Origin of the sequence: Paenibacillus cymbidii (assembly GCF_004764705.1) — a bacterium.
Classification (GTDB): domain Bacteria; phylum Bacillota; class Bacilli; order Paenibacillales; family NBRC-103111; genus Paenibacillus_AN; species Paenibacillus_AN cymbidii.
The window spans coordinates 134,870-149,829 of the sequence record NZ_SHLX01000015.1; the positions used below are offsets into that span (position 1 = coordinate 134,870).

Below are 14,960 nucleotides of genomic sequence, written 5' to 3' on the forward strand. Positions count from 1 at the left end.
AAGGAGAGGTTTCCATGGATCGGCAAATCGAGCGGCGTCCGCAGGAATGGTTTCGAGCGCTGATTTTGGCGGCGTTGACCGGGTACATCGTTTACTTGACGAGATCGGACCACCTGCACTATTTTATCGCGCCCCGCATGCAGCCCTATGTCAAATATGCCGCCCTCGCCTGCTTCGTGCTGGCGGCGCATCAAATTTATGTTGCGTGGCGGCGCATGACGTCCTGGGAAGAGCCGGATGCATGCGGCTGCGAACATCCTCACTCGCGATCCGCCTTGCAGCAGTTCGTAACGTACGGCTTGTTCGTCGTTCCGCTGCTGCTCGGCTTTTTGCTGCCGGACACGCTGCTGGGAAGCGCTGCGGCCGCGAACAAAGGGATGAACCTGACGGCGTCGGCGGCCGTCAAGCCGGCATCGGCGCCTGCGGTGTCCGGTACGGCCAGCCGGGCGGCCGAACCAACCTCCGCTTCCCCCGTACCGGTCGCCGAAGCCGGCGCCGCGCCGTCCGCCAACCCGTCCGCGCAAGATCTGGACGAACTGTTCCCGGCGGACAAATACACGGAGGATTACGCGCGGCTGGCGAAGAAACTGTATGCCCTGGACCGAATCGTCGTGCCGGAAGACGGCTACATGGAGACGTTGTCTTCCGTCGACCTGTACGACAACCGCTTCGTGGGCAAAAAAATGCAGCTCAGCGGTTTCGTCTATCGCGAATCGCTGATGAGTCCCGATCAATTCGCCGTCGGCCGGATGGCGATGAGCTGCTGCTCCGCGGACGCCTCCCCGTTCGGGGTCATGATCGAATCGGCGATGAACAAATCGTTCGCGAACGACACATGGGTGAACGTCACCGGCACCATTGCCAAAACAACCTACAACCACAAGGAAATCATGGTGCTGCACGCGGAATCGATCAGCAAAATCGCCGCGCCTGCATCGGCTTACATTTACCCGAACTATCAATATTTGCTGGAGTGAACAAGCGACTTTTATCTGGAATGAAAGAAAATCCGACTGCCACCTCGCTTCATGCAAAAAAGCACCGGTCAGGGTGCTTTTTCTTTACACTCATTAAGGAACGGACTACGTACTTCGGCTTATTGATAGATCAACATGTTGTAATAATAAGTACTCGCCCGATCGCCGCCAATAATGGCGTAATAAACATGTCCAATGGTACCCGTAAAACTAAAATTTTTATTCGTTCCCGCCGGAATGGATTCGCTTACCACGTATGTGTTTGTATTGCCGTCATAAATGAAAAGGACATAATTGGTCGTTTCGCTAGTGCTGGTCGGGTAAAAGACACCATTGATGGTGCTGTTGTTTCCTGTAGTGAAAACGAAAGTGTCTTGATCCGATGCAGAACTTGATTTTCCAAGAGCGGTATCGCCAATAGACATCGTGTTGGCCGTTACTGCCGAATCGTTCGGCTCCGTTTCAAATACGGCTGCGGCAAAAACGGAGCTGGCGCTTACAAGGAATAACATTAAGGCCAAGGCAAATGCTGCTGTTTTTTTTCCAAATAAAAATTTCATGCTCATCATGTTCACACTCCTCATTTCATTGTGATGAACCTGCTATGACAACAAGACATGTAAAATCCTGCAGACTCCTCCTCTACCAAATTTTATGTTGTAAATATCCTAAATTATAGTAATCATTATCATTATAATACATAGTATAAAAATCCTATTATTTCGACAATAACATGCATAATGAAAGGCAAATCGACAAATGTTTCCGTTCCTCTACTATCGTTCTATGTTAAATCGTGCAGAACCCTTGTCGATTTGAAGGTACAAAAAGAGATTGCCGCTTGAAGTTGCCGCTGCGCAAATCGCCGCAGCGAAAATAAGCCCTGTTTTATTGGCTATTGCCCAATAAAACACCCGTTGAGCAGAAATAGCCAGTGAAATCACTGGTTATTTCTTCAAAAACGTCGATTTTGCGGCTGTTTGAGCGGAATAGCCAGTGTTTTTGCTGGCTATTTTCGATGAAGAGGGGCAAAAGAGGGGAATAGGCTATAAAAAGTGGCTTATTTGCACAATAGTCCCGCGTCAACGCCAAAAAGCCCACACCGGCAGCGACAAAATCATCTGCCTTGTGCGGGCTTCATTGCGGCGAGCCTTAGTCCAGCGCGCGGGCGGACAAGCCGAGCGGCAGCGGCGCCGGACGTTCGACTGTGCTCGTCATTTCGTAATGGCGGCGCGAGTCGGAAGCGTCATGGAAGCCGTGCATCGCTTCGAGCACGTGATACGCCAGCTCCGCGCTCGGACGATGCTTGCGGCCGGACAACACGGCGTGCGCCATGTCGGCGACGCCGAGCCCGCGGCCGTTTTCGGTGAAGCCGTGCGTCAGCGGCAGCTCCGTCCACTCCTTCGCGTCTTTGCGGCGAATGCGCACCGGTCCGCCGAACGTATTCGGGTCCGGCACGCTGAGCGTGCCTTCGCTGCCGTAAATTTCGATCCGCGGCAGCTCCGAGCCGCCGAATGCGTCGAAGCTGGTAATGATCGTGCCGATGGCGCCGCTATGGAACTCCATCAGGCCGGACACGTGCGTCGGTACGTCGACGACGATTTTTTGCCCGGCGAGCGGCTGGCTCAGAATCGTGCGCTCCGGGAACGTGATGCGCGTCATGCCGGTCACTGCGCGGATCGGCCCAAGCAGCGCCACCAGTGCCGTCAAATAGTACGGCCCCATGTCGAACATCGGACCGCCGCCCGCCTTGTAGTAAAACTCCGGCGCCGGATGCCAGTTCTCGTGGCCGCGGCCGATCATGAACGCCGTCGCAGCGTTCGGCTCGCCGATCCAGCCGTCGTCGATCAGCTTGATCGACGTCTGCACGCCGCCGCCGAGGAACGTATCGGGGGCGCAGCCGGCCAGCAGCCCTTTCGCCCTCGCCGTATCGACGATTTGTTTGCCTTCCTCGCGGGTGATCGCGAGCGGCTTCTCGACATACACGTGTTTGCCGGCGTTCAGCGCCTTCAGGCAAATGTCGGCATGCGCAATCGGAATCGTCAGGTTGACGACAAGGTCGATCTCGCGGTCGGCGATCAGTTCCTCCACCGTGCAGGCTTTGGCGATTTTGAATTCGGCCGCTTGCGCGCGGGCGCGGTCCATGTCCAGGTCCGCGCAGGCGACGATTTCATAGGAGTCGAAAAACGTGGCTTTGTTCATATAGGCGCCGCTGATTTTGCCGCAGCCGACGATGCCCACTTTCAATTTCCGCATATCGTTCCCCATATCCTTTCCATATTCGATCGTTTGTGGTCCGCTGCCCTAAGAAAGCCGAAATCAATTGCTGTCGCCCATGCCCGTATACGAACCTGCGGCCGCAGCCGCCGCCTGGACGGCGCGCCGTTTGCCTTCGGCGGCCCACAGGAAGCCGCGGCGCATGATCAGCTTCGCTTGCGGCATGTCGACGATGTCCGCCTGGTGCCCCAGCGACGAGTAAAACACATGGCCGACGCCCCAGCGTTTCGTCCAGACCACCGGCATGTCGACCGCCTTGTTGAGCGAATGCGGCCCGGGCGCAAGCGGAAACCGTGTCGTCGCCAGCACTTCGACCGCCGGATCGACGTGCAAATAATATTGCTCGCTGCGCACCGTAAAATCTTCGATGCCTTCCATAATCGGGCTTGTCGTATGTTTGACGTTCACCACATATTCGACGCCGTCGTTGCCGGGATGGGCCACCCACTGCCCGCCGGTCATGAACTGCCAGTCGACGTTGTTGCGGAACGAATCGCACATGCCGCCGTGGCAGCCGGCCAGACCGACGCCGCTCTGCACCGCCGCCGACACGTTCGCGATCTGGCTGTTGGCCGAATCGCCGCTCATCGTCCATACCGGCACGATCAGGTCGAGCGCCTTCAGCTTCTCGACGTCGTTAAACGCGTCGAGCGTATCGGACACTTCGACCGCAAAGCCTTCCTCCTCCAGCACAACGCGGAAAATGTCCGCCACTTCCTGCGGCTGATGGCCGAGCCATCCGCCCCATACGATCAACGCTTGTTTCATCCTCGTTGCTCCTCTCTTTTTCGCGCCGCGCGCTATCACATATCGCCGATGGAAACCCAGCGGCGCTCTTCGATCGAACGGTCGACCGCTTCGAGCACGGCCTGGCATTTGACCCCGTCGACAAAGCTCGGCACCGGCTGGCGATCTTCGCCGATCGCGTTCAGCAACTCCACCACTTCGTGCGTAAACGTCTGCCCGTAGCCGATCGTGTGCCCCGGCGGCCACCAGGCGCCGACATAGTCGTGCGCCGGATCGGTCGCCAGCACGCGGCGGAACCCTTGCACATCGTCCGCATCGTCGGTGAAATACACTTGCAGTTCGTTCATCCGTTCAAAATCGAATTTGACGCTGCCCTTGCTGCCGTTGATTTCGAACGAGTTCGTGCAGCGATGGCCGGGCGCGAAGCGCGTCGCCTCGAAGCTGCCGAGCGCGCCGCCGGCGAAACGGGCCATGAACAGCGTCGCGTCGTCGACGGTAACCGGCCCTTTCTCCCCGCCGCTGCCGCCTTTGGCGCTGAGCCCGGTCATCGAAGCCGGCTTCGGCCGCTCCTTGATGAACGTTTCGTTCATGCCGATCACTTCCGTCATGTCGCCGATCAAATAATGCGCCAGGTCGATCAGATGAGCGCCCAGGTCGCCGTGCGAGCCGGAGCCGGCGATCGACTTGTCGAGCCGCCAGACGAGCGGAAATTCCGGATCGACGATCCAATCCTGCAGAAACCAGGCGCGAAAATGATAAATCCGGCCGAGCCGGCCTTCGCTCACCAGTTTGTGAGCCAAACGAACGGCCGGCGCAAAACGATAGTTGAAGCCGACCATATGTTTGACGCCGGCAGCTTCTGCTGCCGCCAGCATTTCCCGCGAATCGGCCAATGTCAGCGCAAGCGGCTTCTCGCAGAAAATATGTTTGCCTGCCTTGGCTGCGGCGATCGCAATTTCCTTGTGCGCGTCGCTCGGCGCGTTGATGTCGACGATGTCGATATCGTCGCGGGCGACCAACTCGCGCCAGTCGGTTACGCTTTCCGCCCAGCCGAACTGGCCGGCCGCCTGTTCGACGCCGGCCTTGTCGCGGCCGCAAATCAGTTTCATGACCGGCTTCGCCGCCGTATCCGGGAAAAACATCGGGACATCGCGATACGCCTGGCTGTGCGCCTTGCCCATAAATTTGTAGCCGATCATGCCTACGTTCAACTGTTTCATGTCGTTATACTCCTCCCATTCGCTGAGTTTTTCCTTCGCTCCATGCGTCGATGCCCGTCGGCTCCATGCTCACTGCGCCATGCTCGTCGCCCATCGCTCGCCAATCGTCGACGGGAACGTCAATCCGCTTCGCGGGGCCGCGCCAGCGCCGTCGATTGCCTGACGATTAGCTCCGTCGCCAGCTTCTCCGGGGGCAGCGCTTCCTCCGTTCGGCCCGTACAGGCGAACAGCCGCTCCGCGGCGATCCGGCCCATCTCGAAAAAAGGCACGTGAACGGTCGTCAGCGGCGGGTCCGTCAACCGCGACGCATCGGAGTCGTCGTATCCGGCAATGGCGATGTCGACGCCGGGCTTCACGCCAAGCTCGCGCAGCCCTTGCATCAGCCCGATCGCCATCCGGTCGTTGCCGGCAAATACCGCATCGACGGCCCCCCGCAGGCCGGCAATCGACCGCGCCGCGGCGAACCCGCTGGTGCGGCTGTAATTGCCTTCGAGCAGCAGCGATTCGTCGATGGCCACGCCCGCTTCCGCCAGGGCGAGCCGGTATCCTTTCAGCCGGTCCCGGCTGTTCGAATAGGCGGCCTGGCCATTCAGGAAAGCGATGCGGCGGTGGCCGCAAGCGAGCAAATGCTTGACGAGCCGGTAGCTGCCGTCGACATGGTCGGCGTCCACCTCGTTCCATTGCTCGCCTTCGTAATGCTGATTGACGAGGCAGAACGGGTGTCCGCTGCGGGCGAGCGCCTGCAGCGCCTTGCGTTCGTCCGGCCGATCCGACGCGCCGAGCATGATGCAGCCGTCAACCTTCTGCGATTTGTAGAGCGGCTCGTAATCCGTATCCTCGCTCGGCGAGCGGAACAGCAGCAGCAGATCGTGTCCGTTGTCCCGAACCGCCTCGCCGATCCCGCTCAATATTTCGGAAAAGTAGTAGGTCGAGAACAGATGCACCTTCGGCACATAAGGCAGCACAACGCCGATCGTGCCGCTGACGCCGCGGGCGAACCGCTGGGCGATGACGCTGGGCGTATACCCGAGCGCTTCGGCCGCTTCCAGCACGCGCCGGCGGGTCGACTCCTTCATCGGCGTGACGCCGTTGAATACGCGCGACACTGTCGCTTCGGATACGCCCGCGCTTTCGGCCACCTGTTTTCTCGTTCCCATACGTCTCCTCCTTTCCAGCCGGATGAACGACAGCGTTTCGACGCAACTTGTTCCGGCTTCGTTCCATCTTTATGTACACGCGTACATTTTCGCATTCGGACGGCGCCTTGTCAATCGTCTTTTTGCGTCCGCTTATCCAAGCTTGCGGTATTGCTCCGGCGTCAGCCCGACGATTTCCTTGAAATTGCGGCTGAAGTGCGACGGCTGCTTGAAGCCGACCCTCGCGCCGATTTCCGCCACGGGAAGCTCCTTGTTCAAATATAACAGCAGCTTCGCCTGGTTGATGCGGAACTGGTTCAAATAATGGAAAATCGTCATGCCGGTCAATTCCTTGAACAGCTTCATCATCCGCGTCGGATGCAAATGAATGCGGGCAGCCAAGGCGTCCATCGTCACTTCGTTCATATACTGGCTTTCCAGATAAGCGATGACGTCGTGAACGATTTTTTCTTTCTCCACGTACCTCCGTTTGGCGGGAACCGGCTCCTCCGTCTGCGCCGCACCCGCAAAGAGCAGCAAATCGATCACGGCCGTCTGCAGCCGCTCCTCCGGCAGCCGGCGGTAGCTGGCGATCCGCGCCAGCAGCTCCTCCGCCTCCCGGGCGTCGCGATCCGTCAAACGCAAGACCGCCGCGCCGGGGCCGGACAACAGCTGCAGCATCCGCGCGGCGCCGAACAAACGCAAGAGCGGCTGCACGACGGAAAATGCGAGCCGAAGCACCGTAAGCACGCATGTTGCGCCGCCGTCCGCCGCGTCCTCCAGCGCCGGCGGTTCGCCGGACGCGCCGACCAGCAGGTCCCCGGCTTTCAGCCGACCTTCCTCCGAAGAGCCGAACCGGAAACGGCACTCGCCGGCATGCAAATAGACGAGCGTGCAACCTTGACCGCCCGTCGTACTTTCGCCATCGCGATCCCCGATTGCCGTCCGGTGCCGCATCTGATGGACCATGCTTTGTCCCATCCGTTCCTCCGCTTTCATTTCCGCCCGCCGTTTACGACTTCTTCGTAATGAGCGGCCCGATCGAAAATGCCTCCGCCCGTTTCATAAAACGCTTCGTCCAGGACGAACCTGCCGTTCCCGGTTGCCGTCCATGGCGCGTCCCCGCGCGGATGGTACCCGCGCATCCGTTCCCAATGCAAATAAAACTGCGCGCCGTTCGATTCCATTGCGCCCTCCGCCGAGCCGGACAATGGCTGGAGGCGCGCGGCCAAATTTTTGCACCAATCCGCAAGCAGCGGGTTGGCGGTCATGTCGCTGCAATAGGCGTCCACGCCGCGGGCATGGGCGGCGGCGGCGATGCGCAGGCTGACGCTCATCGTTTTGGCGGTGGGCATCAGGGCGACAACCGTATAGCCGAGGTCGATCCGATCCAGCAGCGACTGCACGCTCGCGACGCTTTCGTCGGCCGCCATCCGCACCGGCAAACCCGCTACCGAATCGAACCGTTCCGCGGGGAACGGTTCTTCGAACAGCACGATATGGCCGAGCGCGCCGATCCGATCGGCGTACTCGAACAGCCGCAGCAGCCGGTCGCGGCTGTCGTATCTGCCGTTGGCGTCGAGATAGTAGGCGATGCGGCCGTCCAGTTCGCCGTTGCCTGCGCTGGCGGTTGCCAGCCGATGTACCGCGGCCAGTCGGCGCATGTCCCAGGCAAGCATTTTATCCCGGTCGCCGTCCTGGTCCGGGTCGTGGCCCAGCTTGATTTTGTACGTGTAATGCCCTTGGCGGAGCAGCGCGGCGATCGCGTCCTCGGACATGCCGTACGAGATCAGCGGCATGCATGCCAGCGCCCGCTGCCTGCCTTGCAGCGCAGGCTTAGCCTCTTCCGGAAGCAGTGCGTCGAATGTGCGCGCGCCGGTTGCGGCGGCGTGCAGCATCCATGCCGCATGGTCGATCGCGGCGAGCGCGCTCAGCGCAAATGTCGGCTTCAGCGCTTCGCCCGCCACCTTGCGGCCATAGGCGTACACCGGTGCGAACAGCTCGTCCAGCAGCTCCGGCGGCGTGCGAAACGTCAGGCCGCCGGCCAATTGCAGCGCGTGTCTCGTCAACTGGTGCATCAGCGTATTGCCGTGCAGCTCGCTGTAAGCGGCGAATACGCGCTCGTCCGACCACAGCACGCTTTGCACGCCGAGCCCGATCCCTTCCGCGCCGCCCGCGCGCAGCCTTACCACCGTCTGCCACAGCTCGGTCAAGTATGCACCCTTGAACCCGAGCGGCGCGGCAAGCAGCTCGCGCTCCACCGCCGCCGCTCCGTCCAATGTCATTCTCATTCCGGCACTGCCGCTCCTCCCGATTCCGCTACCCGGTCATAATGCTCGCTGGTCCGGAACACGCCGCCGCTCTGCGCGTAGAAATCGCCGTCCAGCCGGAACACGCCGTCGTCGCCGGTTTGTGTCCAGGACGCGTCGCCCATCGGGTGGTACGACCGCATCGTTTGCCAGTGGCTGTAGTTCTGCGGGCCGTTCGATTCCAGCAGGCCGATGGCGAAGCCCGGAAGCGGCGCCAGACGGGCGGCCATGTTTTTGTTCCAGTCTACCATGAGCGGATTGACTGTCAAGTCGGCGCAGAAACAGGGGATGCCGCGCTCGTGCGCCAGCTTGGCGATTTTCAGGCTCATGGTTGTCGTTTTGGCGATCGGCTTCAGCGCAAACGCGCGGTAGCCCAGCGCAATTCGTTCGATGGCGTCGGCTTCGTCATGCACGCTTTCGTCCCCGACCATCGCTACCGGCAACCCGCTGACGTCCAGCTTGAGCTGCTCGGGGAACGGCTCCTCGAACAGCACGATCCGCTCCAGCGCGCCGATCCGGTCGGCATGCTCCAGCAGGCGCGCCACCCGGTCGATGCTGTCGTAGCGGCCGTTCGCGTCCATGTAGTAGGCGATGCGGCCGCTAGCCGTATAAGCGGTCGTACGTTCGCCCGCCACCCGGTGCACGAACGACAGCTGCCGCTTGTCCCATTCGAGCATCTTCTCCGGGTCGCCGTCCTTGTCCGGGTCGGCGCCGACTTTGATCTTGAGCACGAAGCTGCCGGCGTCCAGCATGCGCGTCAGTTCGTCTTCGGTCGTGCCGTAAGCGACGACCGGGATGCCCGCCACCGCCGTATGGCGATGCGCCAGCGCCGGGCGGTACGCTTCCGGCAGCATGGCGTCGAACGACGCGGCGCCGGTTTCCGCCGCATACAGCAGCCAGGCGGCGTGATCGACGGCGACCAGCGAGTTCAGCGCAAATGTGAGCCGCAGCCGCTCGTTGCCGGTCACTTGTTTGCCATACGCGTAGACGCGAGGCAGCAGCTCGTTCTGCAGCTCGAACGGCGTCGCAAATGCAAGCCGCCGCGCCTCTTCGAGCGCAAACCGGGTCATCTCGCGCATATAGCGGTTGCCTGCAAGCTCCCCGACCGCCGCGAACACGTCCGGATCGGACCACAGAATGCTTTGCACCCCGAGTCCCGTCGCTTGCCGCCCGGACTCGCCGGTCAACCGGACGACGGATTGCCACAGCTCGGTCAAATAACCGCCTTTAAAACCGAACGGAGCCGCAAGCGGCTCCCGTTCGACTCCTTGCGCGGCGCTAATGATTCGCATCATGGGCCGCACCTCCTACAACGCGACGCGATTGCCGGTTTCGCGGCTTTCGTTGGCGGCTTCGATAAATCGCATGATTTCAATGGTTTCATCGAACGCAAGCGGCGATACGCCGGTCTGGAACAGCGTCATCACCTGCTCGAGCAGGCTGGCGTAAAACGGCTTCATCTCCGGCAAGTAGGCGTTGATCGCTTGCACGCCTTTCTCGCGGTACAAGACGGCGCCGTAGCCGCCTGTGCCCTTGCCTTCCTTATGATTGCCGCGCACGGTGCCGACCCGGCCGTCCTTCCATACGCCAACGACAATGTCGCCGCCATCGGCGGTAACGGCGCTGACGTGCTGACAGCCCGGCCCGTAAATCGCGTACAGCGTTTCGACGCCGTGAATGCCGTAGAAGTAGTAGCCCGGGTTCGTCGGTTCAAGCGACATTGGCGTGTAGGCTTCTGCGCCGGTGACGGCCCCTTTGTCCGCTTCGGCCAGCCCGTTCAGCAGCGCTTCCGAATAGCGCAGCGACGAGGAGCTCATCACCGGCACATTGTATTGTTTGGCGATCGCCGCCAGCTCCCGCGCGTCCGCCGAACTGAGCACCATCGGCTTATCGATGAATACCGGCTTGCCGTAAGGCGCAACGCGGCGGAAATAATCGAGGTGCACCCGCCCGTCGACCGACTCGATCATGATCGCGTCGACCGCTTCCGCCACCGCTTCGACCGAACCTTTGATGGCGACGCCGTATTTGTCCCGCAGGTCGTTCGTAAATCCTTCGACGCGGCTGTGGCTGACGAACAGGTCCGGCGATCCGCCCGGAAACGCGGCGGTTACCGTACCGCCGGGAACGTGATGCGGGTTGTCCGGGTTGTTGAGCAATTCGGCAAATGCGGTGACATGCGAGGTATCGAGCCCGATCAGGCCGATGGTCATTCGTTTCGTCATGTTGGATCTCCTCCGATAAGCTATCAGTAGTGCGGCGGCGCAAGAGCCCGGCCGGTTTGACTTTCGCCCCCAGTATACCATACCGGACTTGCGTCTACTTATCGAATTCCATCCATTTTGCCCGATTGCTTATCGGATAACAGTATTGTTGCAACTTGCACCTTTTTACACTACAGCCTGCCGTACGCCTTGGCGTAACGAATCACCTTGCGCACAATCCGTTTATCGGGCAGGTGACGGAAAATGTACGGATCGGGCTTCGTGTTGACTTCGAAAATCCATGGCCGGAACGTGTGATCGACGCCGACGTCGATGCCGATCTCGCGGATGCCGGGGAACGACGCCTGCAGCCGCCTGGCCACCTGTTTGCCCATCGTCCTCATCTCCTGGATGAGCAATTGCCGGTTCACCCGGCCGAGGTGCGGCGCAAGCAGCGTGTCGACCGGCATCGGGGTTCCGCCGCTATGATAGTTGGTCACCACTTTGCGCGGCGCGGCGACGCGGCCGATCAACGCCGTCGTTTCCCAATTTTTGTGCGGATCGTGCTGCACCATGACGCGGACGTCGAACCTGCGGCCGTTGTATTTGAGCAGTTGGATGCCTTTTTGCACCAGGTAGCTTCTTCCGCGCGTGCGCTGCAGCAGGCTGCGGAACAGATCGTCGAATCGGGTGAACTCGCGCGCTTTCGTGCCGATTTGATAGCGATACAACTCCCCGGATGCACCCGTCCTGCGCTCAACCCGCATAACGCCCTGGCCGAACGTGCCTACATCCGGCTTGACGTACACCATGCCGTATTCGTGCAGCATCTTTTCCAGCGACGACCGTGTCAGCCGCTTCGTGTTCGGCACATAGCTTGCGATTTCCTTTGCATGCAGCAGCGCCGCGGTTTTTTTCCACTTGCTTCCGATATACCTCGAACTCATTTCGCTTTCCGCCTCTCTATACGTTGTCGCTTTTACGTCGCCTGCGTCATCCGCTGCGCCAGATGGCTCTCGTACAACGCGGCCAACCGATCGGCCGTTTGCTGCCAATCGAACAGCGCCGCCGCGTCTTCTCTCGCTTGCGCTCCCAACTGCTCCCGCCACTGGCGGTCGGTCGCCAGCCGGACCAGCGTCGCCGCAAAACGGTCCGGCTTCGCATACTCCTCAATCAAACAGCCGTTTCGATCGTGAACGACAATTTCGCGGATACCGCCGTTGTCCGACGCCACGCACGGAATGCCGCACGCCATCGCCTCCACGTTCACCAGGCCGAATGCCTCGTGCTTCTGGGACGGGCAAACAAAACAATCCGCCGCCCGGTACACCCGGTGCATGCGGCCGTGCGGCACGACGCCGACGAACCGTACGCCCGGACCCAGGCGCAGCTTTCGGGCCAGACGCACGAGCCGCGTTTTGTAGCCGCGCTGCTGCGCCCCGCCTGCCACAAGCAGCCGGGCGGACGGCACAACAAGTTTGACTTGGCGGAACGCGCGCAGCAGTACGGGAATGCCTTTGCGCGGGATGAGCCGTCCGGCGAAAGCGACGACGAACCGCCCCCGTACGCCGTACGCTTCCTGCAGTTTCGTTTTCTGCTGCGGCGTCGGCGGGGCGAAACGATCCAAATCGACGCCAAGGTGGACCTTGCGGATCACCTCGGCGAATTGGGGAAATCGCTCTTGCAGCCGCGCGCCAAGCGACATGCTGTTGACGACGATCAAGTCGGCGGACGCCATGCAGGAGGACGCGAGCAACGGCACGATCATCGGCCGGGACACGTACGTAAGCGAATGCAGGAACAACGACACCGGCGTTGCGCCGAGGCGGTTCCGGATGAACGGTACGTAGCGCGGGCGGTTGTCGATCTGAATCCAGTCGGCGGGATGTTCCTGCAAATAGCGGGCGGCGCTTGCGATATAGGTTGCCGGCTTGCGGCCGGCCACGCGGACAATCGTCAAATTGCCGTGTCGGCTGATCCGCGGATAACGCGGATGGCGGCGGCTGATGAGCGTCACGCGATGCCCGCCGGCAAGCCGTTCGGCGATCGCCAGCATGCATATTTCGACCGAACCCCCGCCGAGCGGAGGAACGGGAATTTGTTCGGGCGCGATCATGGCGATGTGCATGCCGGCTACACTCCTCGGATTGGACTGCGGTCGGTTTCCTTACCACAATAGAATTTATAAGTTTCCGGGCGAAGCAGAAATGTCAAATCCTATTTGGCGATAAAACCTACCTCTAACCGCGGTCGCTCATCTTCGAAATGCCTCGATAGAGGTTTTCTCAACCAACACATCCTATGCGCTTGCACAGCGATTGGGTTGGGTGAATGTGGTAAAGTAGAAGAAGAGAAAGTGCTCTTATCAGAAAAGCGAATCGCCTGCGGAGGTGCCATACATGAGGATGAGGACAGAACAACAGATGCTCGATTTGATCGTAGGCTTCGCCAAGGAACGAGATGACGTTCGCGCCGTCGTAATGAACGGCTCGCGGGTTGACCCGGACGCGCCGCGCGACACGTTCCAAGATTACGATATCGTTTATTTCGTCGACCAGGTGGCGGCATACGTGGACAATCGCGCGTGGATCAAAACGTTCGGCGAAATCATGATCATGCAGACGCCGGACGTGATGGAGGGCGGACAGTGGCCAAGCCTCGACCACAAATTTACGTTTTTGCTGCAGTTTGCCGACGGCAACCGCATCGACCTGACGTTCTATGCGGCGCACCGCACGGACGGCTTGCGGCACGGCAGCCTGAGCGTCGTGCTGCTGGACAAGGCGGGCCTGCTGCCGGAGCTGCCGCCGCCCAACGGCAGCGATTACGCCACGGCGCCGCCGGGCGCGGAGCAGTTTGCGGGCTGCTGCAACGAATTTTGGTGGGTCAGCGCCTACGTTGCCAAAGGGCTGTGGCGGCGCGAGCTGTCGTATGCCAAGTACATGACCGATCATCCGGTGCGGGAAGCGCTGATGCGCATGCTGGAATGGCACATCGGCGTACGCTCCGGCTTCACGGCCAGTCCCGGCAAGCTGGGCAAATATTTCGAGCGGCGCCTGGAGCCGCGCTTGTGGCAAACGTTCGTGCTCACGTACGCGGATGCCGATTACGAGCGGATGTGGGACGCGTTGTTCGCGATGTGCGGCTTGTTCCGCGAAACGGCGGCTGAAGTGGCCGCATACTTCGGCTTCGAATACCCTTTCGAGGACGACCGCCGCGTGACGGCGCATCTGCAGCATGTGCGCGGGCTGCCCCGCGACGCGGAGCGCATGTATGAGTAAAGCGGCGGCGGTGGCGCTGCTATGGTACGGAAGGGATAGCCTGCGGCCTCGCGGGGTGCGTTTAGCGCAGGTTTTCTGCGCTGCAGCTTCCGCCGCGGCCTCGGGCGGCGCGTTTAGCGCAGGTTTCCTGCGCTGCAGCGATCTTGTGAGAGCGAGAGTTCGGCCGATATTTCCAAATTGAGGAAATGTCATCATTCCTGGACCGCTACCCTGGAAATACATTTCACTCCACTGTGGTGCCGCCCCGGCGGCATGGGGGTCTGTTAGGCTGATTTCAGCCTTATTTCGAGCTCCACTCGTCGGAACGCTGCTGTAAGGCTGTTTTTAGCCTTATTTCGAGCTCCACTCGCCGAAGAGCAGCTGCAAGGCTGATTTCAGCCTTATTTCGAGCTCCACTCGCCCAAACGCAGCTGTAAAGCTGATTTCAGCCTTATTTCTCTGACTACTAATGATACGGATATTCATGCCAAAGACATAAGAAAACCGTCAGAGAAGAGGATTAGTGTATACGTGTGGTTGCTTATGGTGCGAAGACGGATGTCTTGGGGAGGGGGAATTTATAAATACTGGAAAATTACATAGGTTAAGTACATTTTACTGTTAAACTGCCCCAAACAGCCGTTTGAACCGAGTTAAAGTGTAAACATATAAAATAGTTCTGGTGGTCAGATTAGTGTCGAACCGGAGGGGATGACGAAATAGGCCATCTATTGTGGCCTATTTCGTCAAAAATGGGCTGTCGCCAGGAAATAGCCAGTGTTTTCACTGGCTATTCGTGTAAATCTGCCCCGATTTGGGCTGTTTGGCCC

At 60.1% G+C, this 14,960-nt stretch carries 13 protein-coding genes; 2 read left to right on the forward strand and 11 right to left on the reverse strand.

What is annotated here, in order from left to right:
- The first annotated feature begins 14 nt into the window (after positions 1-14).
- Positions 15-977 (forward strand): TIGR03943 family putative permease subunit, encoded by a 963-nt coding sequence (locus tag EXY20_RS20835; protein ID WP_135554031.1) that lies wholly within the window; start codon positions 15-17, stop codon positions 975-977.
- Between the two features lie 119 nt (positions 978-1,096).
- Here the strand turns inward: EXY20_RS20835 and EXY20_RS20840 are convergent, their stop codons facing one another.
- From EXY20_RS20840 to EXY20_RS20890, 11 genes are all read right to left on the reverse strand, one after another.
- On the reverse strand, positions 1,097-1,546 hold the full coding sequence (locus tag EXY20_RS20840) for a hypothetical protein (RefSeq protein ID WP_135554032.1): 450 nt from the start codon (positions 1,544-1,546) through the stop codon (positions 1,097-1,099).
- Positions 1,547-2,129: 583 nt separating this feature from the next.
- Positions 2,130-3,233 carry a Gfo/Idh/MocA family protein gene (locus tag EXY20_RS20845; RefSeq protein WP_135554033.1) on the reverse strand — a complete coding sequence of 368 codons (1,104 nt, stop codon included), beginning with the start codon at positions 3,231-3,233 and terminating at the stop codon, positions 2,130-2,132.
- 63 nt (positions 3,234-3,296) lie between these two features.
- Positions 3,297-4,022 carry a ThuA domain-containing protein gene (locus EXY20_RS20850; RefSeq protein WP_135554034.1) on the reverse strand — a complete coding sequence of 242 codons (726 nt, stop codon included), beginning with the start codon at positions 4,020-4,022 and terminating at the stop codon, positions 3,297-3,299.
- 35 nt (positions 4,023-4,057) lie between these two features.
- Entirely contained in the window at positions 4,058-5,221 is a 1,164-nt protein-coding gene (locus tag EXY20_RS20855; RefSeq protein WP_135554035.1) for a Gfo/Idh/MocA family protein, read from the reverse strand.
- 119 nt (positions 5,222-5,340) lie between these two features.
- Entirely contained in the window at positions 5,341-6,396 is a 1,056-nt protein-coding gene (locus EXY20_RS20860) for a LacI family DNA-binding transcriptional regulator (RefSeq protein ID WP_268966425.1), read from the reverse strand.
- 114 nt (positions 6,397-6,510) lie between these two features.
- A complete protein-coding gene (locus EXY20_RS20865; RefSeq protein WP_167859394.1) occupies positions 6,511-7,338 on the reverse strand; it encodes a helix-turn-helix transcriptional regulator in 828 nt (275 codons plus the stop codon).
- Between the two features lie 14 nt (positions 7,339-7,352).
- Positions 7,353-8,648, reverse strand: a complete 1,296-nt coding sequence (locus tag EXY20_RS20870; protein WP_135554038.1) for an enolase-like domain-containing protein — start codon at positions 8,646-8,648, stop codon at positions 7,353-7,355.
- On the reverse strand, positions 8,645-9,961 hold the full coding sequence (locus EXY20_RS20875) for an enolase-like domain-containing protein (RefSeq protein ID WP_135554039.1): 1,317 nt from the start codon (positions 9,959-9,961) through the stop codon (positions 8,645-8,647). The genes EXY20_RS20870 and EXY20_RS20875 overlap by 4 nt, the downstream gene beginning before the upstream one ends.
- 12 nt (positions 9,962-9,973) lie before the next feature.
- The gene (locus EXY20_RS20880; RefSeq protein ID WP_135554040.1) at positions 9,974-10,891 is read right to left on the reverse strand and encodes a Gfo/Idh/MocA family protein; all 918 of its coding nucleotides are present in this window, start codon (positions 10,889-10,891) and stop codon (positions 9,974-9,976) included.
- 170 nt (positions 10,892-11,061) lie between these two features.
- Positions 11,062-11,817 (reverse strand): YheC/YheD family protein, encoded by a 756-nt coding sequence (locus EXY20_RS20885; RefSeq protein ID WP_135554041.1) that lies wholly within the window; start codon positions 11,815-11,817, stop codon positions 11,062-11,064.
- A gap of 32 nt (positions 11,818-11,849) precedes the next feature.
- A complete protein-coding gene (locus tag EXY20_RS20890) occupies positions 11,850-12,998 on the reverse strand; it encodes a glycosyltransferase family 4 protein (RefSeq protein WP_135554042.1) in 1,149 nt (382 codons plus the stop codon).
- 277 nt (positions 12,999-13,275) lie between these two features.
- Here EXY20_RS20890 and EXY20_RS20895 point away from each other — a divergent pair, with 277 nt between their 5' ends.
- Positions 13,276-14,151: an aminoglycoside 6-adenylyltransferase gene (locus EXY20_RS20895; RefSeq protein WP_135554107.1), complete on the forward strand. Its 876-nt coding sequence runs from the start codon at positions 13,276-13,278 to the stop codon at positions 14,149-14,151.
- Positions 14,152-14,960 lie beyond the last annotated feature (809 nt).